The 18543-nt window shown below is 64.7% G+C and carries 25 protein-coding genes and 1 tRNA gene; 11 read left to right on the forward strand and 15 right to left on the reverse strand.

Going from position 1 to position 18543, the window contains the following annotated elements; all coding sequences use genetic code 11:
- Window positions 1-15: 15 nt before the first annotated feature.
- The 9 genes from BM009_RS06725 to BM009_RS06760 all read right to left on the reverse strand — a co-directional run bounded on the left by BM009_RS06725 (window position 16) and on the right by BM009_RS06760 (window position 5833).
- Entirely contained in the window at window positions 16-1275 is a 1260-nt protein-coding gene (locus BM009_RS06725; RefSeq protein ID WP_217644176.1) for a terminase large subunit domain-containing protein, read from the reverse strand.
- A 2-nt stretch (window positions 1276-1277) separates the two neighbouring features.
- Window positions 1278-1853, reverse strand: coding sequence for a MarR family transcriptional regulator (locus BM009_RS22770; RefSeq protein WP_217644177.1), 576 nt, complete (start codon window positions 1851-1853; stop codon window positions 1278-1280).
- 300 nt (window positions 1854-2153) lie between these two features.
- Entirely contained in the window at window positions 2154-2483 is a 330-nt protein-coding gene (locus tag BM009_RS06730) for a hypothetical protein (RefSeq protein WP_093294927.1), read from the reverse strand.
- Complete coding sequence (locus BM009_RS06735; RefSeq protein ID WP_093294929.1) at window positions 2483-3397, reverse strand: hypothetical protein; 915 nt, start codon at window positions 3395-3397, stop codon at window positions 2483-2485. Before BM009_RS06735 ends, BM009_RS06730 begins: the two co-directional genes overlap by 1 nt.
- Window positions 3387-4034, reverse strand: coding sequence for an ATP-binding cassette domain-containing protein (locus BM009_RS06740; RefSeq protein WP_093294930.1), 648 nt, complete (start codon window positions 4032-4034; stop codon window positions 3387-3389). The genes BM009_RS06735 and BM009_RS06740 overlap by 11 nt, the downstream gene beginning before the upstream one ends.
- Window positions 4031-4279, reverse strand: coding sequence for a hypothetical protein (locus BM009_RS06745; RefSeq protein ID WP_175487931.1), 249 nt, complete (start codon window positions 4277-4279; stop codon window positions 4031-4033). The genes BM009_RS06740 and BM009_RS06745 overlap by 4 nt, the downstream gene beginning before the upstream one ends.
- Window positions 4280-4318: 39 nt before the next feature.
- The gene (locus tag BM009_RS06750) at window positions 4319-4948 is read right to left on the reverse strand and encodes a ParB/Srx family N-terminal domain-containing protein (RefSeq protein ID WP_139216571.1); all 630 of its coding nucleotides are present in this window, start codon (window positions 4946-4948) and stop codon (window positions 4319-4321) included.
- Between the two features lie 44 nt (window positions 4949-4992).
- Window positions 4993-5178: a hypothetical protein gene (locus BM009_RS06755; protein ID WP_093294935.1), complete on the reverse strand. Its 186-nt coding sequence runs from the start codon at window positions 5176-5178 to the stop codon at window positions 4993-4995.
- Window positions 5165-5833 carry a ParB N-terminal domain-containing protein gene (locus BM009_RS06760; protein WP_217644178.1) on the reverse strand — a complete coding sequence of 223 codons (669 nt, stop codon included), beginning with the start codon at window positions 5831-5833 and terminating at the stop codon, window positions 5165-5167. The genes BM009_RS06755 and BM009_RS06760 overlap by 14 nt, the downstream gene beginning before the upstream one ends.
- 164 nt (window positions 5834-5997) lie before the next feature.
- On the opposite strand from BM009_RS06760, the gene BM009_RS06765 reads away from it, so the two are divergent.
- The 10 genes from BM009_RS06765 (at window position 5998) to BM009_RS06810 (ending at window position 11913) form a co-directional block, all read left to right on the forward strand.
- Window positions 5998-7635: a DEAD/DEAH box helicase gene (locus BM009_RS06765; RefSeq protein WP_217644179.1), complete on the forward strand. Its 1638-nt coding sequence runs from the start codon at window positions 5998-6000 to the stop codon at window positions 7633-7635.
- The gene (locus BM009_RS06770; protein WP_093294940.1) at window positions 7632-7922 is read left to right on the forward strand and encodes a hypothetical protein; all 291 of its coding nucleotides are present in this window, start codon (window positions 7632-7634) and stop codon (window positions 7920-7922) included. Before BM009_RS06765 ends, BM009_RS06770 begins: the two co-directional genes overlap by 4 nt.
- 72 nt (window positions 7923-7994) lie before the next feature.
- Complete coding sequence (locus tag BM009_RS06775; protein ID WP_139216572.1) at window positions 7995-8240, forward strand: hypothetical protein; 246 nt, start codon at window positions 7995-7997, stop codon at window positions 8238-8240.
- Window positions 8241-8267: 27 nt separating this feature from the next.
- The gene (locus BM009_RS06780; RefSeq protein ID WP_093294942.1) at window positions 8268-8831 is read left to right on the forward strand and encodes a hypothetical protein; all 564 of its coding nucleotides are present in this window, start codon (window positions 8268-8270) and stop codon (window positions 8829-8831) included.
- A complete protein-coding gene (locus BM009_RS06785; protein WP_093294943.1) occupies window positions 8828-9091 on the forward strand; it encodes a hypothetical protein in 264 nt (87 codons plus the stop codon). The genes BM009_RS06780 and BM009_RS06785 overlap by 4 nt, the downstream gene beginning before the upstream one ends.
- Complete coding sequence (locus BM009_RS06790) at window positions 9084-9644, forward strand: hypothetical protein (RefSeq protein ID WP_093294944.1); 561 nt, start codon at window positions 9084-9086, stop codon at window positions 9642-9644. Before BM009_RS06785 ends, BM009_RS06790 begins: the two co-directional genes overlap by 8 nt.
- Entirely contained in the window at window positions 9641-10075 is a 435-nt protein-coding gene (locus BM009_RS06795; RefSeq protein ID WP_093294945.1) for a hypothetical protein, read from the forward strand. The genes BM009_RS06790 and BM009_RS06795 overlap by 4 nt, the downstream gene beginning before the upstream one ends.
- Before the next feature lie 34 nt (window positions 10076-10109).
- Window positions 10110-10250, forward strand: a complete 141-nt coding sequence (locus tag BM009_RS06800) for a hypothetical protein (protein ID WP_175487932.1) — start codon at window positions 10110-10112, stop codon at window positions 10248-10250.
- Entirely contained in the window at window positions 10247-10483 is a 237-nt protein-coding gene (locus BM009_RS06805) for a hypothetical protein (RefSeq protein ID WP_093294948.1), read from the forward strand. The genes BM009_RS06800 and BM009_RS06805 overlap by 4 nt, the downstream gene beginning before the upstream one ends.
- A 281-nt stretch (window positions 10484-10764) precedes the next feature.
- Window positions 10765-11913 (forward strand): site-specific integrase, encoded by a 1149-nt coding sequence (locus tag BM009_RS06810; RefSeq protein WP_175487933.1) that lies wholly within the window; start codon window positions 10765-10767, stop codon window positions 11911-11913.
- A 130-nt stretch (window positions 11914-12043) separates the two neighbouring features.
- On the opposite strand, the gene BM009_RS06815 is transcribed toward BM009_RS06810, so the two are convergent.
- The 3 genes from BM009_RS06815 to hcp form a co-directional block, all read right to left on the reverse strand.
- A tRNA-Glu gene (locus tag BM009_RS06815) sits at window positions 12044-12118 on the reverse strand.
- A gap of 54 nt (window positions 12119-12172) precedes the next feature.
- Window positions 12173-13939 (reverse strand): single-stranded-DNA-specific exonuclease RecJ, encoded by a 1767-nt coding sequence (gene recJ, locus BM009_RS06820; RefSeq protein WP_093294950.1) that lies wholly within the window; start codon window positions 13937-13939, stop codon window positions 12173-12175.
- Window positions 13940-14024: 85 nt separating this feature from the next.
- The gene (gene hcp / locus BM009_RS06825; RefSeq protein ID WP_093294952.1) at window positions 14025-15665 is read right to left on the reverse strand and encodes a hydroxylamine reductase; all 1641 of its coding nucleotides are present in this window, start codon (window positions 15663-15665) and stop codon (window positions 14025-14027) included.
- Window positions 15666-15795: 130 nt separating this feature from the next.
- Between hcp and BM009_RS06830 the strand changes: the two genes are divergently transcribed.
- The gene (locus BM009_RS06830; protein WP_093294953.1) at window positions 15796-16215 is read left to right on the forward strand and encodes an RrF2 family transcriptional regulator; all 420 of its coding nucleotides are present in this window, start codon (window positions 15796-15798) and stop codon (window positions 16213-16215) included.
- 3 nt (window positions 16216-16218) lie between these two features.
- Here the strand turns inward: BM009_RS06830 and BM009_RS06835 are convergent, their stop codons facing one another.
- The 3 genes from BM009_RS06835 to BM009_RS06845 form a co-directional block, all read right to left on the reverse strand.
- Window positions 16219-16941 carry a prolyl hydroxylase family protein gene (locus tag BM009_RS06835; RefSeq protein WP_093294955.1) on the reverse strand — a complete coding sequence of 241 codons (723 nt, stop codon included), beginning with the start codon at window positions 16939-16941 and terminating at the stop codon, window positions 16219-16221.
- 74 nt (window positions 16942-17015) lie between these two features.
- Window positions 17016-17918 (reverse strand): RcnB family protein, encoded by a 903-nt coding sequence (locus BM009_RS06840; RefSeq protein ID WP_093294956.1) that lies wholly within the window; start codon window positions 17916-17918, stop codon window positions 17016-17018.
- Between the two features lie 107 nt (window positions 17919-18025).
- The gene (locus tag BM009_RS06845; protein WP_093294958.1) at window positions 18026-18499 is read right to left on the reverse strand and encodes a (2Fe-2S)-binding protein; all 474 of its coding nucleotides are present in this window, start codon (window positions 18497-18499) and stop codon (window positions 18026-18028) included.
- Window positions 18500-18543: the final 44 nt, after the last annotated feature.

The following is an 18543-nucleotide window of genomic DNA, read 5'->3' on the forward strand; positions in this document are numbered from 1 at the left end:
ACCCACACGCTACGGTCAATAGGACCAGCCCACGAGCTTGGAGAAGCGGTTCCCGAACAGGTAGTGGATCGGGTAGCCAAGCGCGTCGCACATGTGCTCGACACCCTGGCTCTTATCCACCTGGGGCGTGCCAGCCTTGTAGATCGTCTGGTTGAGGCTCTCGATCAGGTGCCGGCACTTCTCGTCGATGAACAGTCGACCTTCGCCCTCGGCATTTGAGAACATGCCATTGACGGTCGCGACACGATCCGAGACCAGCGGGTGCTTCTTCTTGTAGATGATTTTCCTGAAGCCGCGCGATCGGAAGACGTCCAGGTCGGACTCGCCTCGCGAAGAGTTTCGGTTGGCGCCGGCCGGGTCGGGATAGAGCGTCATCTGCGCCTTGTGGCGGAAATATCGACGCTCCAGCTCGTCGCATACCTCCGGCACGTTGGAGCTGGGCAGCTTAATTTCATCGACGACCCAGACCTGGCCGCTGGGCTGCCGCTGCATGATCACGGTCGACATTGGATCGACGTTGAAGTCCTGCCCCAGGATGATCGGCAGCGCGGGGTTGAAGGGGTAGCGGCCGACATGCTTCTTCTGATCGAACGCGTAATAGACGCGGCCGGACATGCTCTCGAAGCTGGCCTCGAACTCCTGGCGGAACGTTTTCGGATCCAGGTTCTCTCGCGCGTGCCGGATTTCGCTCGGCGGGAAGAACGGCGACATGATCGTCGGGAACTGCCACGAAATCCACTGGCCGCTCCGCTGGTTCTTGCGGATCTGACCCTTGGCATAGAGCTCGTAGAAGTGGTTGTAGCTCTTCGGAGTGCCGATGATGAGCGCACGACCCTTGGTGGTCGTCAGCGTCGGATAGAGCACCTTCTCCCAGACGTCAGGGCGGAAGTCCTGCATCTCGTCGCAGATGCAGAAGTGCAGCGCGCGGCCGCGGAGCGTGTCGGGGCGGTCCGCCCCCTTGAGCTGGATGACGGTGCCGTTGATCAGCCGGACCTCAAGGCGGGTCTCGTGCTTCTTGGCGATCCAGGACTGCGGAAGAGCCTCGATCAGCTCATCCCACATGATCTCGCGGGCCATCGAGAAGGTCGGCGCCACATACCAGATGGTGCGGCGGCCGGCACCCTTCGCGGCGCGGATCAGCTCGATGCGAGAGAGGTGGGTCTTCCCAAACCGGCGGCCGGCGACCAGGATGCGGAAACGCGCGGCATGCCGAAACACCGCGGCTTGGCCGTGGTGCAGCTTAAGGTCGATCTTCGGGAGGGGAAAATAGGTCACGATCAGTCGTCGAGACTGTCGTCGCTGCCCTCTTCGTCTTCGTCCTCGAGGCCTTCCAGGTAGCTGGCCTCGTTGCCTTCGCGGATCGCGTCCAGCTCGCTCTCGCTGTACTCGCCGACATTCAGATCCGGCAGCGACGCGCCTTCGCCGAGGAGATCCTCGATCTGCAGGATGTCCCAGCTCTCGACGCGAGCTTTCTGGATAACCGCCATCGCATTCTTCAGCGTCAGCACGTCGGCATTGGCAGTCGCTACCGAGCCGTTGTTCTTCCCGGCGTTGATCACCTTGGACATCACCATCTTGGCGATGGCGTCGGTCCATTTGGCATAATTGTCGCGGGTCTCCGTCGCCTGCTGAACCTGGCGCTCGCGCTCGGCGCGGGCCACGTCCTCGACCTCGGTCGTAACTTCGGCCAGGCGGGAGCCCTTCGTGATCCCACGAGCATGCAGACCCTGCTGGATCGCTTGCTTCGACACGCCGAACTGCTCAGCGAGATCACGAAGGTTCTTCTCGCCGCGCTCGTAGAGCGTCACGATCGTGGCCCAGTCCGAGGGCGACAGGCGAGACGGGGCAGCCACGTTCAGCGAACTCCGGGGGCAACAGAGAGGGCACGAACGGGCTGCATGTGTGTTAGAATACACACAACCGAGGTTTTGAGCAACCCCTCTTGGCTTCGCTGCACTCCGCGGGTTCTCTTGGCAGCAAAATTGGTCAGTCATGCTGACCTTTGACAAAAAAGAACGTGCCGAAAGGCGCGTTCTATTCTTCGAACGAAGTGAGAAGAATAACGAATCTATGAATCATATATATAAACTAATATATATATAAATATAACTAATACCGCGTGCGTGATGCGCGTGCGTATATACGCGTGCGCGCTAGGGGGTTCCGATATTCCCCGAACTCGCGGAGGGCAGGGCAGTGGGCCTTACGAGATCACGCCCAGCATCAGTCGCGGCGAGGGTCCTGACCTTGCGGGATCGGCGCAGGACGAGCCCGTCCTCCCTTACCAAGCCGTGCGCCACCAGGTGGCGGAGGGTGCAGATCATCGCGCCCCGCGTCGTGCCGGGCGCGGTGGCCTCGATCAGCTGGTGAACATCGAGCAACGAGCCATCGGGGTTACCCTTGACCAGGGCCTTGAGCACCGCGTGCTGCTTGGAGGTCATCATCAGACCCCGGCGCTTCTCGGCGTAGGGTTTGAGCGCCATCAGACGACCAGCCTTTCGGTCGCGTGCTGGCGGTCGAAAGCGGTGATTGGCAGCACGTCGGGAAGCTTCGTGCCCACGTCGGGGTTTGTGAATATCCCGTAGAGCGGCGAGGCGAGAACCATCTGCTGCAGCGCGTGCACGCAGTCCCGCATGGACATGTTGGCGACCCGGCGCTCACCGACCCCGCCCAGGCTCTTGCCGGTCTTCTCCAGCGCCGAGTGGCGGTAGTAGAAATCTTTCGTCGCTGCCTCGACCGCGGCGCGCTCGATCGATTCCTTTTCGAGCCACTCGTCCAGGATCGCTTCCAGGTCGGCGGGATCGCTGGCGAAGGTGGCGCGGAAGAACTTGATCCCCACATCGTACATGTTGGACCGCATCGGCTTCACGAACTGGAACCCGGCCTTGTGGGCGAACATGTTGTATTTCGACATCGAGCTCTGGATCTCGATGAAGCGCTTGCCCTCCATTCGACTTGCGATGTTCGTGAACCGGTAGGCGAGGCCGGCGCCGCGGTACATCGTGTCGACTACGACCCGGGCGACGACGGACATGTTCGCATTGATCCACTTCATGCGGAACTGGTTCGTCATCTTGTTGTCCTGGCCGGTCGGCTTCAGCTTCGGTAGCACGACGTGGCGCTCCTTCAGCAGCAGCTTCGGGCTCGCCATCACCAGCACCCCGATCAGCTCGTCGCCCAGCTTCAGCGTGAAGTGGTGGCTGCCGGCCGGAAGGCTGCCCGATTGCTTGTAGTGGAGCGCCTCCAGCGTGCGCCAGTCGTCGATCGTGCCGCGCTGTACGGTCATCTCGTCGATCAGCGATAGCTTCGGGCGCGGCGACGCAACGCGTTCAGCCTCCCAGGGAAATTTCGGGTTGACGTCGAGCGTGCGCGTCTCTAGGTGTGTGTCAGTCAACATCGTTCGTCTCGATCTTGATCCGGTCGTGAAAGCGCTTGGTGACCATGAGGGACGGGGCAAGTTCCTCAAGGAGATCAGTGTGGGTGGTTGCGACGATCAGCGTTTTGCCGTGGGCGCGAGCGACCTTGGCGAGATTCCAGGCGACGATCTTCGCGGTGACGCGATCGAGCACGGCGCCGAACTCGTCTGCTACCCAGACGTCAGCGCCGCCCTCGACCAGCTTCGCCAGGCGGAAGCGATAGCGCTGGCCATCGGAAAGCTCACCGGGCTTGCGGATGTACAGGTAGGCGTCGGACAAGCCCGCCACCGACAGGAGGCGAATTGCTTCAGCCAGTCCCTCACCGCCCAGCTGGTCGATGAGCGCTTTGTGCAAGTCCAGATCGACGGCGTCTATGTTGGCGACAGATTGGCCCGCCTCTGCAAGCTTCTCGGCGAGCGCGCGCAGCAGGACCGACTTGCCGGCGCCTGACTGGCCGCAGATGTAGACGACGTCGCCCGGCTTCACCTCCAGCTCGACCTTGTCGAGAACGGTGAACTCGCGGTCTTCCAGGCCGAGCCCGAAAGCTTCGGCGACCTTGATGACCCGCTCCGAGCGCGCTGTGCGGCTCTGGAATGCGGCGTGAAGCTCAACCTTCATCGGGCGTCTCCGTACACGTCCCAGGCATAGCCGGCGGGCTCGGGGTCGAAACAAAGCTCGTCGTCCAGATCTTCCCATTCGTCATCGGGTACGTCGAGCTCTTCGCCAGCGCCGCCCTCACAAGCGGCACCCCCGTCTTCGAGACCCTGCGCCGCGTCGACGATGTCGTCGAAGAGCTGGCCGGGCGAGGGGAAGCAGGCGAGCCAGCCGCGGAGCGCGGCGAGGTAGATCCTGGGGTTCCGCACAAAGAACACCCAATGCGTCGGCAGAATAGGCATAGCTGGTCACCGTCCACGGCAAAATTCCACGAAGGCTTCGGCGCCGGTCTTCCCGGTGTCGGCCTCGATCTGTGCGATGAAGCGGCGCACGTCGCGCACCGCGGCAATGGGGATGGCGTTGAAGCCCAAGGCCTTGGTCAGCTTCTCTTCCGACGCATCGGTCTTGGCGACCTTCTCCTCGGTCTCGGCATCCTGCCGATCGATGTCGGCGTCCAGGTCAGTCGAGATCGCGGCGATGTCGACGGTGCCCAGGTCCTCGATCAGGAAGTCGAGCTCGTGCTCCTCAAAGCCGAGCGCCGCGATGTCGACGTCATCGGCGTCCATCAGGCGCTTCAGCTCCTCCGCCATGAAGCCGCTGTCGTATTCCGTCGACGCGGTCTTGTTGTGCGCGATGCGCGCGGCGTCTGCCTGGTTCTTCGAAAGGTGGGCGGCGTGCTTCACCGGCACCGTCGTGTGGCCGAGCGCGACCAGGGCTTCATACCGACCGTGGCCAGCGATCAGCACGCCTTCGAGATCGACGATCAGGGCGTCGAACAGACCGTCAGCCGAGATGCTCGCCTTCAGCTTCGCGATATGCTGCGGCGAGTGCACCTTGGTGTTTTTGGCGTAAGGTTTGACCTTGTCGATCGTCCACATCTCCGTGGGCAGACGGACCAGGTCATAGGGATCGTGTGTGTTGCTCAACACATGCCTCCTTCACGAAAAAGATCGTCGATTCCCTGCGGCTCAACTTCCTCGAAGAGATCGCCGCTCGTGCACATGCGGCACGTCCGCGGCTTGTCGCGGTTCACGCACCCGGCGCAGTCATCGAACTGCCAGTGGGGCAGGGTCTCGGGCTCGTCGTGGAAATCGTCACACAGCGGCATCGTTGTCGTCCTTCAGCAGCAGAAAGGCGAGCGCGTCGCCGGCGTTGGTCAGATCGTCTTCCTTGGTGAAGCCCTGCTCGCTCATCGTCTTCTTGATGAGGTCGGAGATGCGAGCGGCGTCGTTCAGCCCGTTGCGGAAGCGCATGGTCTGGTGGGTCTTCGCGAGCTTGGGCGCGGGCGTCTCGTCCTCGCCGTCGTCTTCATCCTCGTCGAGCGTGGGCTGGTCGATGTCGAGATCGTCGATGTCGACCGACAGACTTGCCGTGATCGCGCTGATGTCGCGTTGGCTCCAGGGCAACACGGCCTCCAGGTCGCCGGCGTTCAGCTCGCTCAGCAGCTCCGAAAGCTTCAGCGTGTCGTCGATGCCATAGCGCGCGTTGTCGGCCAGGCTGATCTCCTTGGCCTTCTCGTCGCTGATCACGCCCAGGTTGATGCAGGGCACCTCGTCCATGCCGAGCTCGATTGCCTGCTCGTTGCGATGCCAGCCGCCGATGCACTCATGGGCGATCGGGCCGCCGCCGCCGTCCAGCAGACGGATCAGGATCGGCTTGAAGAAGCCGTTGCGCTCGATCGAGGCGCGCAGCTTCTCTTCGTTCTCGTGCGAGACGACGTTCGCATTCCACGGGCTGGCGGTGATCGTGCGAGGGTCTCGCATCTCATATTTCATCGGGTCAAAAGCCTCTTTTGCATGTGTGTCATCCTACACTGTTTCGCCGACGTGAGGAAGCCAAATCTTAGACACTTCTGGTAAGGTGGTTACAGTACGTGTGTGTCGGTAAGCACTAGACCCGGTAAGGTGAAACCGGTAAGATGCGCTCGATGAAGAAGATTGCGCGCATCCTGGCGAACCCCGTCGTGGCGAAGGTCGAACTGAACGACGATCCCACGAAACTGGCTCTCTCGAACGCTATGAGCTTCGTGGTTGAAGGCCACGAGCATATGGGCAATGGAGGCTGGGACGGGCGCTCTACCTTGTTCGACTGGAGCACCAGCAAATTTCCGGCGGGCTTCGTCACCACGGCGATCGCTACGCTGCAGGAGGCCGGGTACGAGGTTCAGATCGTGCGCAAGCCTCTGCCGGCGCCGCTCGGGCCGATGCCGACGCAAGGGTTCCCCATCGTCGACAGCTACGCGCCCGACCCGAACCGCGACTACCAGTTCAAGGCGGTGCGGATCCTCGAGAAGCAGGGAAGCTACATCGCCCAGGTCGCGACCGGCGGCGGCAAGTCGCGCATCGCCGCGATGTGCATCACACGCATCGGCCGCAAGACGATGTTCATCACCACGCGCTCGGCGCTCCTCTACCAGATGGGTGAAGCGCTCGACGAGGCAGGCAAGCATATCCTAGCCCAGCTCTCCGATGACGAGCTTCTCGCCGCCATGAGCGTCGAGATGGCGACCCGACTGAAGACGTTCACCGTCAGTTACGTCGGCGACAGTCAGTGGGACACCTCGGGCGACGTCGTGTGCGCGATGGTGCAAACACTCGGCCAGCGCGTGGCGCCCCACGAGGTCAAGATAGGCACGTCCCAGGTCGAGCAGAAGCTCGCCGCGGAGCGTTGGAAGCAGCGCTATGACGAAGCGATCGCGTTCCTCGACAGCATCGAGTTCGTTATTGGCGAAGAGGCGCATGAGGCCGGCGGCGGGGCATATTACGAGGTGCTCGGCCTCTGCCGGAACGCGCACTACCGTTTGGCGCTCACCGCGACCCCGATGATGCGCGACGGTGAGAGCGATATGCGGCTGATCGCGCGCTTTGGTCCCATCCGCCTGCGCGTCACCGAGGCGTTCCTGATCAACTGCGGCATCCTCGCGAAGCCGTTCTTCAAGTTCATCCCGATCGGCGCGAAGGAACAGCCCCCGACGCTGCGGCGGGCGACAGCCTGGCAGAAGGCCGAGGAGCTCGGCATCGTCAACAACCCCACGCGCAACAAGCATGTCTGCGCCGAGACCATTCGCGGTTCGCGCTGGGGGCTGCCTGTGGGCATTCTGGTGAAGCGCCAGAAGCACGGCAAGATCTTGCACGAGATGCTGAAGCAGGTCGGCATGAAGGGCGAGTTTATCTTCGGTGAGAGCGGCAACGCCAAGCGCAAGGCCGCGCTCGATAAGCTCGCCTCGGGCGAATACGACTATGTGATCGGCTCAACCATCATCGACGTCGGCGTCGACGTCCCGGCGCTGCAGATCCTCATCATGGCCGGCGGCGGCAAAGCAGAAGTCGCTGTGCGACAGCGGATCGGGCGCGCGCTACGCAAAAAGCGCAAGACCCCGAATTTCGCGTTCATCGTCGAGTTCGACGACGGCAACAACAAGCACCTCATCAAGCACGCAAAAGCCCGCCGGGCGATCGTCGAGCAGACCGACGGCTTCAAGGAAGGCGTGCTCGCGAAGGGCAAGGACTTCGACTTCCGCGGCCTGGGCTTCACCCGTCCTCTCCCGCAGGCGATGGCGGCATGACCAATCTGCCGATACCGCTGACGACGAAAACCGTCAGCACCAAGGTGGCGCCGGACGCGTGGGGTAGGGTGGGCGAGCTCGCCGCCAGGCTCGGCGCGCGGAAATCCGACATCGTGTCGATCTGCCTGCTCTTCATGGACGAGGAGCTCATCGAACAAAAGCTGGCAGAGCAGGCGCGGGCGCTTGAGAGCATGCCCAAGGCGGTGAGGGGGCTGCTGCGCGATGCTGACAAGCTGAACGCCGATCAGCGCCGTGCGATCATCGAAGCTCTTTCTGATCCTGAGTGAAGATTGCTCTTGCTCGGTCGCGTGTGTGTTGCTACACACACGTCAGCAACAATGCAAATGGAGTTCAGGTTCATGAAGTTTGGTGATTTTGTCGCGGAGGTCATCGCCCGCATTCTTCCGACCCAGTCGGTTGACGTGCTGGTGAAGAGCCTCACGAAGCTGGCCGCGAAGCTCGACGCTGCCGAGCGTCTTCACAACGACCGCGCCCGTCTGCTGCGCGATGAGGTCAATCGTCTGCGCGCCGAAGCGTTCGCCGCCGAGCAGGAAGCCGCGCGTGCGGGTCGCACCCGCGACAAGATCGCAGATCTCACCGCCTAACCGAACGCTACCAGGAAGAGCTGCGGCATGAGCGCCACCGTGAAAATCATTGGGATCTGTGGTCATCCGAAGCACGGCAAGAGCGCCGCGCAGCTCTTCCTTCAGCACCAGGGCGTCACGCCAGTCGACGACAGCCGCACGCTGCGTCGACTGGCGATGATCCGCTACGGCCTTTCTTGGGACGATGTCACGACCCAGGAAGGCAAGGCCCGCTACATCCGCCGTCCCGACTATGGCGACACGGTGGCGGTGCGGCAGGCGATCGGCGATCTGGGCAAGGAATACGAGACCAAACACGGGCCGAACTATTGGATGGAGCGCGCGATCGCCAAAGCGAAGCGCTACAGCTCTCCGATCAGCTTCGGCAGTGTGCGCATGGGCCAGGCTCATGCAATCCGCGCGGCAGGCGGGCTCACGATTGCAGTGGTCAATCCCCGCCTGCCGCTTTCCACTCACGATTTTGACCAGTTCGACCCCGCGGGTGTGGACTGCTGGGTCCAGAACGACGGCGACCTCGCTCTCTTCGAGCGCCGCGTCCTGCAGGCGGCAGCTCCATACCTGCACGGCGAGCAGCCCAGGGGCACCCAATGACACGAGATCTATTCGCCGACCTCGCACGCGAGGCGATCCTTCACACCGACATCGAACTGCTGAACAAGCACAACGTCTCCGACGACACGATGTCGATTATGGCCGCCGAGCACGCGGCGCGCACCGAGACTCTTGCAAAGGCGATCGACCCGACGCTCGGCAAGGCCCTGCTGCTGATGATCGCTGGACACCTCATGAAGGCAGCCAAGCAGATCGACGCGGCGACAGTTCAAGAGCCGGAGCTTGTGACCCATGGCTGATCTGTGGTCGCTGATACCGTTCCGGCGGATGCTGCCCGGCGAGACCCTGCGCTATGAGCGGCAGCACTCGCTTCCAGAGTCTCTCGATGCGGCTCTGCCTGACGAGACCGTCCCTGGTTCGGTTGCGGAACTTGAAGAGCTTCGCGGACAATTGCGGGACGCGCGCTCCACGATCGACGTGCTCCAGGGGTGCCTGCGCTCGCAACGGGGCCAATTGATCACGGCGCGCGCGGATGCTGCCGACGTCTCGGTTCGGCTAGGTGTCGCTCAGCTTGAGGCTACCGGTCTGCAAGAAACCAACACGGCGTTAAGCGAGTCACTCGCAGCCGTGACGGCCGCGCTCGAGGAACTCGCGCAAACCGAGACTGCGGCGCGCGCGTTCATGGACGTGTTGGCGATCCGTGGCTCCGGCGGCATTCCGCTATTCCGTGCGAACGACGACGCGGCGCCGGCCGACATCCAGATGCTCAAGCACGCCGTGCTGACGCTGCAAGCCCGCCTGGAGGGTGCCCCGCTGCCCGAGCTGGTCACGCTCGACCGGGTGCTGAATTGATCCCTTGGACGCTCCTGGCGCCCCTGAAACCCCTGGCCACGCCTGTCGCAGCGATCGCAGTTGTCGCCGCGGCGTGGTGGGGGTTCTCGTCGTGGCGCGAGAACCTGGTCGAGAGCGCCGATGCCCGCGGCTTTGCGCGCGCCGAGGAGCTCTACAAGGCTCAGGTCGAGGCCGCGAACAAGGTCGCCGAGCATGACACCAACCAGATGGACCGAATGGCTCTGGTGCTCGGCGCTCTCACGCAAAACCGAACGCAGGAGCTTCGGGTTAACCTGGCGCCCGCGCAGGAGAGGATGAAGAATGAAGTTGCCGCTGACCCTCGCTATCGTGAGTGCGTTGTCACTGACGGCATGCTCGCGAACATCAACGCTCAGCGTGCCGCCGTCGACGCCGCCGTCGCTGCCAGCAATCCCAAGCCAGTTGGACGTTGACCCCAAGCCGCTCGGCGCGCTTGCGGACGGTGCCATGGGCACGCTGACTATCACGGGCTCGGTCGACGCGCAGGCCTATGGGGAGCTCGCGATCCGCTATAACGGCCTCCGCGACTTCTATGCGTGCGTCCGCGAACAGCTGACATTCCACGCGGCGGCGGAGCTCTGCAAGTGATCGAGAACATTCGGTATGTCGGCGATCTCGCCGGCGCGATCGGCTGGGCGCTGCTCAAGGTGCCCGTTCTGATGGCTGGCTTGGGTCTGTGGGTGGCGATAGTGCTTGGCGCGAAGAAGTGCTTCCGCCGCTGGCGCATCTACAGCCACCATCCGCTGGCGAAGCGGATCCGCGTGTTCCTGCGCGCCCGGCGGGCGGCAAGAGAATCGAAGGCCGCCGCAAATTCCCGTTGACGGCGGCGGAGTATGTGCTAACCAACACACACCATGACGCAACAAGCTGAAAAATCCCGGTGGGAGGGACCCCTCCCATTCACCCCCAGGATGCTCGATGCGGACCTGGCTGCTCTTTACATGGGCGTCTCCCGACGCAAGTTTCTGACCCGTGTTGAACAACACACCTATCCCGCTCCTACTCGGGATGGTGGCAACACGGTCTGGGATCGACACGTCCTGGATCGATATCTGGATGCCCGGTCGGGCCTCGCATGAGGCTGCCGGCGGTGGAGAGCGACATGGAACGACCGAAGGTCAAATACTGTCAGTGGCAGAAGGGCACGCTGTATTTCGGGATCAAGGGCAAGGACGGGCGGACTTCCTACACCGCGCTTCCGCACCCCAGCCACCCGGATTTCGCCAGCTGCTATGAGCCGCTGAAGAACGCGCACGAGGCGCGCAAGAAAGCGAAGAAGGAGAAGGTCGACACCGCGAGCGGATCGCAGCGCTATTACATCACCGGCTCGTTCAAAGCACTCGTTCACGAGGCCGAGAAGTCGCGAGCGTATCGGGACATGGCGCAGAGCACCCGCGAGAACGTGGATCGCTATTACCGCACCATCATCGCCGACTGGGGCGACAAGCTGGTCGCGGAGCTCGAGCCCGCCGATGTCGATCGGCGCATCGATGAGCCGGACATGGCGAGCTACCCGGGCAAGACGCTGAACTATCTGAAGTACCTGGCCGATCTCATCGACCTGGGCATTCGCCGCGGCTACCGCAAAGACAAATACAACCCCGCGCGCGACGCCGAGCGGCCGGAGACCGGCGAGCGGCTCCCATGGCCCGACGACGTCTATGAGCGAGCGATTGACCGGGCCAGCGACATGATCCGGCTCGCGATCCAGCTGGGTGTCTACACGGGCCAGCGGATCTCCGACTGCATTCGCATCGAGCGCCAGGAGCTCCTGGCTTGCGCGGCCGCGGGTGAGCCTATGTCGCTCGTTCAGAAAAAGACGGGCGTTGAGGTGTTCATCCCGATCCACCCAGAGCTGGCTGCGATCGTCGAGGCGTTCCCGGCGAGCCCTGACGCGCCGACGGTACTCTACAACCGTCTGGGCCGCCCGTTTCCAAAGCCGGATCAGATCCAGGATCGGCTGAAGAAGCTGATGCTCGATCTGGGGTATTTCGACGAGGTCGAGCGCGCGGGCGAGGAGAAGCGCGACACGCGCTTCAAATTCCACGGGCTGCGCAAGCTCGCGGCGTGCCACCTGGTGGAGGCCGGCGCGACGCCGCACGAGGTGAGCGCCATCTGCGGCATGGATATTCAGACTGTGATCCATTACACACGCGGCGTCGCGAAGCGTAAGCTGTCGCGCGGGTTCAGCGACCGCATGAACACGATCAAACCGGGGCAGGAGCGCCCGGATCTGCGCTTGGTCGCTTGACAGCGGTTAGGTAGATCACAGGATCAGCGAGGGGCGGTCGAAAGATCGCCCCTTATTCGTTTACCTAACCGGCTCGTTTGATTTTACCTAACCGCCCAACTGAACCGAGAAAAACCTAGGTTTTTCAAGGTGGTGACCCCTACGGGAATCGAACCCGTGTTTCAGCCGTGAAAGGGCCGCGTCCTAACCGCTAGACGAAGGGGCCAACTGCTTGGCGTGGAGCGGCCGAATAGGGGGCGATTTCGCAGCCGTCAAGCACTCAATCTGCCCATGCCGCATCTTCTATGTGCAATTCCGCTGCGGGGCGGCTTCCCCAAGTGTCGATCTTCGCCCGGCCAGCCAGCCACAGGCGGCGATGGCCGGGTGCGGAAAGCAGCGCCTGGCCCAGTTCGGTGTCCGCTTGGCGGAAGGCGACGGCCTTGAGGCTCTGGCCGTCCGCGCCGGCGACGATCGCGCGCACATGGCCCCCGGTGCCGACCACATCGGCCTTGATCACGCGGACCGGCCCCGCAGCGATTCGCGGCGCGGGCCAGCCCATTCCGTACGGGCCGCCGGCTTCCATCGCCTCCACCAGCATGGGGTTCACGCCGGCGGGGCTCAGCACCGCGTCTAGCAGCAAGGCGCGCTCGCCGCGCGCGGCGGCGATTCGCTCGGCGAGGCGCTCTTCGAGAAAGGCGCCGAGGACTTCCACGCCGTCCGCAGCCACCGTCACGCCGCACGCCATCGCGTGACCGCCGCCGGCGATCAGCAGCCCGGCATCCTTGGCGGCCAGCACCGCCGCGCCCAGGTCCACGCCGGGGATCGAGCGGCCGGAGCCCTTGCCGATCCCGTCCTCGCCGATCGCGATCACCAGCGCGGGCCTGCCGAACTTCTCCTTCAGCCGCCCCGCGACGATGCCGATCACGCCGGGATGCCAGCCTTCGCCGGAAACCAGCGCAACCATCCGGTCGCCGCCGACCAGGCACAGCGATTCGGCCGCAACCTGCACCTCGGCTTCGATCGCCCGGCGCTCCTCGTTGAGCAGGTCGAGCTCGGCGGCGATCGCGCGCGCCTCGGCGGGATCGCGCGTGGTGAGCAGGCGCACCCCGAGGTCCGACTTGCCGACGCGGCCACCGGCATTGATCCGCGGCCCGAGCGCGAAGCCGAGATCGGTGCAGGTCGGCGCGCGGGTGAGCCGCGAGGCCTCGACCAGCGCGGCAAGGCCGATGTTGCGCCGCTGCGCCATCACCTTGAGGCCTTGCGCCACGAAGGCGCGGTTGAGCCCCTTGAGCTGGGCCACATCCGCCACCGTGCCCAGCGCGACGATATCGAGCAGCTCGAGCAACCGCGGCTCCGGCCGGCTGGCGAAATAGCCGCGTGCGCGCAGCGTCCGCACCAGCGCGGCGCCGAGCAGGAAGGCGACGCCGACCGCGGCGAGATGGCCGTGCTCGGCGCCCTCGGTTTCGTCGAGCCGGTTCGGGTTCACCAGCGCGTGCGCGACGGGCAGTTCGGTCGCGCATTTGTGGTGGTCGACGACGATCACGTCGGCATTGGCGTCGCGCGCCATCGCCAGCGCCTCGAACGCCTGGGCACCGCAATCGACGGTGACGATCAGTCCGTGCCCCTGCTGCTTCAAGCGCACCAGCGCCTCACCCGAGGGGCCATAGCCCTCCATCAGCCGGTCCGGAATATAGGGGGTGGCCTCCAGGCCGAGCTCACGCAGCAGCAGGATCAGCAGCGCGGCCGAGGTGGCGCCGTCGACGTCGTAATCCCCGAAGATCGCCACCTGCTCGCGCGCTTCCACGGCGTCGGCGAGGCGTTGGGCGGCGCGGTCCATGTCGCGGAAGATCGAGGGGTCCGGCATGAAGGCGCGGATGCTGGGGGTGCGATGGCGCTCGAGATCGGCGCGGTCAACGCCGCGGGTGAGCAGTAGCTGGGTGACGAGGTCATCGGGGGCGAAATTGGGGTCGCGCGCATCGGCGGCGAGGCCGCGCCAGCGCCAGGGCTGGCCGAGGATCGAATGGTGAACGTTGAGGGCAGGGGACATGCCCCCGATGTGGCCGGGGGGTGCCCGAATGTCGAGGGGGATGCGCCGAACCCCCGCCCTGCCAAGCGGGCGGGGGCCGGACTTCTCAGGCGGCCTGGAGCATCTGCGCCAGATCGGCCTGGGCATCGCCGGTCGGGCGGATGTCGAACTTGTCGATCAGGATGCCGAGCACCTCGGGGGTGAGGAACTGGGGCAGCGTGGGACCCAGATGGATCCGGCGCAGGCCGAGGTGGAGCATGGTCAGCAGCACCGCGGTCGCCTTCTGCTCGAACCAGCTGATCGCATAATGGAGCGGCAGGTCGTTGACGCCGACGTTCAGCGCCTCGGCAACGGCCGTGGCGATGCGGATCGCCGAATAGGCGTCGTTGCACTGGCCGATGTCGAGTACCCGCGGAATGCCGTTGATGGTGCCAAGCTCCTCGCGGTTGAAGCGGAACTTGCCGCAGCCGAGGGTCAGGACCAGGCTGTCCTTGGGCGTCGCCATGGCGAGGTCGTGGAAATAGTTGCGCCCCGGCCGCGCGCCGTCGCAGCCGCCGATCAGGAACAGGTTCTTCACCTCGCCCTTGCCGATCATGCCGAGCAGCGTGTCGGCGACCCCCATCACCGTATTCCGGCCGAAGCCGATCGTGATCGTCTGCTCGGGCGCGTTCTCCGCGAAGCCGGGTTGGGCGAGCGCGCAGGCGATAGCGGGCGTGAAGTCGTGGTCGACGAGGTGCGGGAGGCCGTTCCAGCCCACCGGGCCTGCGGTGAAGATGCGGTCCCCATAGCCCTTGAGGTTCGGGTTGATCAGGCAGTTGGAGGTCATCACGATCGCCCCGGGAAAGCAGTCGAAATCCTTCTGCTGGTCCTGCCAGGCGCCGCCGTAATTACCGACGAGGTGCGGATATTTCTTCAAGCCAGGATAAGCATTTGCGGGCAGAAGCTCGCCATGGGTGTAAACCTGGATGCCGGTGCCCTGGGTCTGCTGGAGGATTGCCTCCAGGTCGCTCATGTCATGGCCGGAGACGAGCAGGCATTTGCCCGTCTTGGGCGTCATGCGCACGACCGTGGGCTCGGGATGGCCGAAGCGGCCGGTATTGGCGGCGTCGAGCAGCTCCATCACCTTGAGGTTGAGCGCGCCGATGGCGAGCGCGTTGCCGAGCAGCGCGTCGACATCGGTGGGATCGGTGGCGAGGAAGGCGGCGATGCGGTGGAACTCGGCGCTGATCGCGTCCTCCTCGAAGCCGAGCACGCGGGCATGCTCGCCATAGGCGGCGGTGCCCTTCAGGCCGTAGAGGATCAGGTCGCGCAGGCCGACGATGCTCGGGCCGTCGCGGTCCAGGAAGCGCTGGATCGCGGCGAAGGGTGCCGCGGCGGCGAGCTCGGACGGCGTGGTGCCGGGGCTCCACAGCGCGGGCTCGGGCAGGGCGGTCAGATCGGCGCCGGCATTCTCCGCCAGCCGGCGGGCGCGACCGCGCATGGACAAGGCGCGCGCGATCAGCGGCACGAAACGGGTGTCGTCGAAATTGACGTTGGTCAGCGTGGTGAACCAGGCATGCGGCGTGAACGCATCCACCTCGGCATCGCGGGCGCCCATGGCCGCGGCGCCATCGGCATAGACCGAAATGCCCTGCAACAGCCGCAGCAGCACGTCCTGCAACTCCGCCACCTGCGCGGTCTTGCCGCAGGAGCCCATCCTGGCGGCACAGCCACCCTTGTTCGATTGTTCGCACTGGACGCAGTACATCGCCGGTCTCCAATAAAGCTGAATACAGGATTCCAGTTATTGGGCGCCCGGCGCCGTCACTTTGACGCTTGTCAAATATACGTAGTCTTCCGCATGCATCTGCAGAACTTGCCAACTAAGAAGATTCTGCATGCAATTGACCCGCCACAGTGATTACGCGCTGCGTCTGCTGATCCACCTTGGCAGCAGCGGGGAAGGGCGCGTCTCGATCGCCTCGGTGGCGGAGGAGCAGGATATTTCCGCCACGCATCTGATGAAGATCGCCAATGGTCTCGCCCATGCCGGCTATATCGAGGCGGTGCGCGGGCGCGGCGGCGGGATCCGGCTGGCGCGCGATCCGGCGGAGATCAACATCGGCGTGGTGGTCGATCTCACCGAACCGCGCTGCGCGATGGTCGACTGCACGGGCTGCCGCCTGGCACGCGGCTGCAACCTGCCGGGCGTGCTCGCCGAGGCGCGGCGCGCGTTCATGGACGTGCTGCGACGCTACACGCTGGCGGACGTGCTGCGCGGGCGCGCGGGCCAGCTCTGGCCGCCGCGCGCCGCCTGAGGCTCAGTCGGCGTCGACCACGCCCGAGCGATAGGTCTGGATCGGCGCCTTGATCCAGGCCTGCTCGCGGAACCACTTGGTGATGATGTACTTGGTGCCTTCGACCACGCGCATGCCCTCGTGCAGCGTGTCGTAATTGGGGCTGCCGTCGGCGAGCATGTTGTTCCAGATCAGCAGCAGCCCGCGCTTGGGCTTGAAGCGGATGCCGGCGCGGGGGAACCAGGTGGCGCCGCCTTCCTCGACGGTGTTGAGATAGGCCATCGCGGTCCAGGTACGCTGGCCGCCGGTCTCGACCATCTTGTCCCAATAGCCGCTGTCTTCGTGGAAATAGTCGCAATGCGCGCGGAACTGCTGGTTCGGGGCATAGCGCTGGCCCTGCATCGTCTCGGCATGCTCGACCGGGATGCCGAGCAGATCGGCGATGCGGTTGTCGATCGCCAGCACATCGGGCGACCAGCGATACAGGTCCGAACTGTGGCTGGTGCGATAGTCGGGATCATCGGTGGCGGCGAGCAGCGTCGAGGGACGGGCGTTGCTGTCGATCAGCGCCATCAGCATGTCGCACTCGGCGTCGCTGAAGAATTCGGGATAGGTGTAGACCTGCGCCAGCTCGACCTTGGCGCGTCGGACGTTCGGGTTCGCGTCCAGCCGCGCTGCGACCTCGCGGCCGATCCTTGCCCGTTCGGGGGAGGGCGATCCCTTGCTGTTGGGGTTGCTCTTGCTCACGGGCGAACTCTTTGCTGCCCGCCGCGGCGATTGCAAGCGGAAGGGGCCGGCATCGCTGCCGACCCCCGTCTGCCTTACAGGAAGATGCCGTAGATCACGTCGACCACCTCGCCGGTGTCGACATCCACCAGCAGCGCATCGTCATAATAGCGGACCCAGCGATAGGGACCCCAGACGTCCGGCAGTCGATAGGAATAGGGGTCGCTGATCCAATATTGCTGCGCGAACAGGAAGCTGTCGAGACGGTAGCCTACCGAGAAGCGGCGATAGCCATAGCTCCACCGCGCCGGCGGATAATAGCGCGGCAGGCGATAGAGGCTGCGGTTGTAGTCGCGATAGGCGCGCCAGTCATAGCGATGGTCGTTGCGCCAGCCATTGTTCCAGATACCGCCGTTGCCCCGCCAGCGGTCGCCGCGATCCCAGTCGCGTCGATCGTTCCAGCCGCGATTGCCGTCGCGGCGACCCCAGTCGCGGGTACCGTTCCACTGCGTGCGGCCGCGATCGTCCCAGCGGCGATCCTGGAAGGACTGCGGGCTGCGGACATCGCCGCGGTTCTGCCAGTCGGGGCGCTGCCCGCCACGCCAGTCGCGCTGCGGCTGGACGGGGCTTTGCGTGCCCTGCGGCTGCTGGAAGGCCGGGCGAGGCTGGCCCTCCGGGCGGCGCCATTCGCCGCGGTCCATTGCCTGCGGTGCACCCTGGGGACGCTGCCAGCCGGGGTTGCCCTGGGGACGCTGCCAGTTGCCGCCATTCTGGGGCTGGCCCTGAGGGCGTTGCCAATTGCCACGATCCTGCGGCTGCGCCTGGGGCTGCCCCTGCGGGCGCTGCCATCCCTGGCCACCCTGGCCGCCCTGCGGACGGAAGTTGTCGGGGCGCATCCAGCCGCCATTGCCGCGATGCTCGCTGCGCTCCTGCGCGATGGCGGCGGCGGGAACCAGTGCAGTCGCGGCTGCGATCGCCGCCAACAGCATCCTCTTCATCGAACCATTCTCCGGTGGCAGCGGCGAAGTCGCCGTGCCGATGCTGCCTGAATACGCGCCCGACGCTGAGCGGGTTCTGAACTGTGCTGACAGCAGATTGAAAGCATTCAGGCGTCGTCGGCCGGGTCGCCGCGGGCAATGCGCGCCGCATCCTGGATCGCCGCGACCAGCCGCGGATAGATGCCGCAGCGGCAGATATTGGGGATGCCCTGGCGGATGTCTTCCTCCGACGGGTTGCGATTGGTGCGGATCAGCACCGAGGCGGCCATGACCATGCCGGGGATGCAATAGCCGCATTGCACGAGGTTGGCGGCAAGGAAGGCCTGCTGCACCGGATGGCTGCGATCGGGCGACAGGCCCTCGATGGTGGTTACGAAGGTGCCCTCGATCGCACCGATAGTCTCGCGGCAGGCGAGCCGGGCGGCGCCGTCGATGTCGACCGTGCAGGCGCCGCAGTCGCCGGTGCCGCAGCCATATTTGGTACCCGTGAGGTTGGAGGCGTCGCGCAAGGCCCAGAGCAGGGGCGTCTGCGGATCCATGTCGTACTGGACCGGCTGGTTGTTGACGGTGAACCGAGTCATGGCCGCGACCCTAGCGGGAAACGACGGGTTTCCGAAACCGGCAT

The sequence above is a fragment of the Sphingomonas sp. NFR04 genome (genome assembly GCF_900114095.1).
In the GTDB taxonomy this organism is placed as follows: Bacteria; Pseudomonadota; Alphaproteobacteria; order Sphingomonadales; family Sphingomonadaceae; genus Sphingomonas.

What these genes read in the sequence shown, in the direction of transcription:
- BM009_RS06730 (WP_093294927.1), bottom strand. Translation starts at nt 2,483, where the DNA reads ATGGCGCTCAAACCCTACGCCGAGAAGCGCCGGGGTCTGATGATGACC.
- BM009_RS06735 (WP_093294929.1), bottom strand. Translation starts at nt 3,397, where the DNA reads ATGTTGACTGACACACACCTAGAGACGCGCACGCTCGACGTCAACCCG.
- BM009_RS06740 (WP_093294930.1), bottom strand. Translation starts at nt 4,034, where the DNA reads ATGAAGGTTGAGCTTCACGCCGCATTCCAGAGCCGCACAGCGCGCTCG.
- BM009_RS06750 (WP_139216571.1), bottom strand. Translation starts at nt 4,948, where the DNA reads ATGTGGACGATCGACAAGGTCAAACCTTACGCCAAAAACACCAAGGTG.
- BM009_RS06755 (WP_093294935.1), bottom strand. Translation starts at nt 5,178, where the DNA reads ATGCCGCTGTGTGACGATTTCCACGACGAGCCCGAGACCCTGCCCCAC.
- BM009_RS06760 (WP_217644178.1), bottom strand. Translation starts at nt 5,833, where the DNA reads ATGCGAGACCCTCGCACGATCACCGCCAGCCCGTGGAATGCGAACGTC.
- BM009_RS06765 (WP_217644179.1), top strand. Translation starts at nt 5,998, where the DNA reads ATGAAGAAGATTGCGCGCATCCTGGCGAACCCCGTCGTGGCGAAGGTC.
- BM009_RS06770 (WP_093294940.1), top strand. Translation starts at nt 7,632, where the DNA reads ATGACCAATCTGCCGATACCGCTGACGACGAAAACCGTCAGCACCAAG.
- BM009_RS06775 (WP_139216572.1), top strand. Translation starts at nt 7,995, where the DNA reads ATGAAGTTTGGTGATTTTGTCGCGGAGGTCATCGCCCGCATTCTTCCG.
- BM009_RS06780 (WP_093294942.1), top strand. Translation starts at nt 8,268, where the DNA reads ATGAGCGCCACCGTGAAAATCATTGGGATCTGTGGTCATCCGAAGCAC.
- BM009_RS06785 (WP_093294943.1), top strand. Translation starts at nt 8,828, where the DNA reads ATGACACGAGATCTATTCGCCGACCTCGCACGCGAGGCGATCCTTCAC.
- BM009_RS06790 (WP_093294944.1), top strand. Translation starts at nt 9,084, where the DNA reads ATGGCTGATCTGTGGTCGCTGATACCGTTCCGGCGGATGCTGCCCGGC.
- BM009_RS06800 (WP_175487932.1), top strand. Translation starts at nt 10,110, where the DNA reads ATGGGCACGCTGACTATCACGGGCTCGGTCGACGCGCAGGCCTATGGG.
- BM009_RS06810 (WP_175487933.1), top strand. Translation starts at nt 10,765, where the DNA reads ATGGAACGACCGAAGGTCAAATACTGTCAGTGGCAGAAGGGCACGCTG.
- recJ (WP_093294950.1), bottom strand. Translation starts at nt 13,939, where the DNA reads ATGTCCCCTGCCCTCAACGTTCACCATTCGATCCTCGGCCAGCCCTGG.
- hcp (WP_093294952.1), bottom strand. Translation starts at nt 15,665, where the DNA reads ATGTACTGCGTCCAGTGCGAACAATCGAACAAGGGTGGCTGTGCCGCC.
- BM009_RS06830 (WP_093294953.1), top strand. Translation starts at nt 15,796, where the DNA reads ATGCAATTGACCCGCCACAGTGATTACGCGCTGCGTCTGCTGATCCAC.
- BM009_RS06840 (WP_093294956.1), bottom strand. Translation starts at nt 17,918, where the DNA reads ATGAAGAGGATGCTGTTGGCGGCGATCGCAGCCGCGACTGCACTGGTT.
- BM009_RS06845 (WP_093294958.1), bottom strand. Translation starts at nt 18,499, where the DNA reads ATGACTCGGTTCACCGTCAACAACCAGCCGGTCCAGTACGACATGGAT.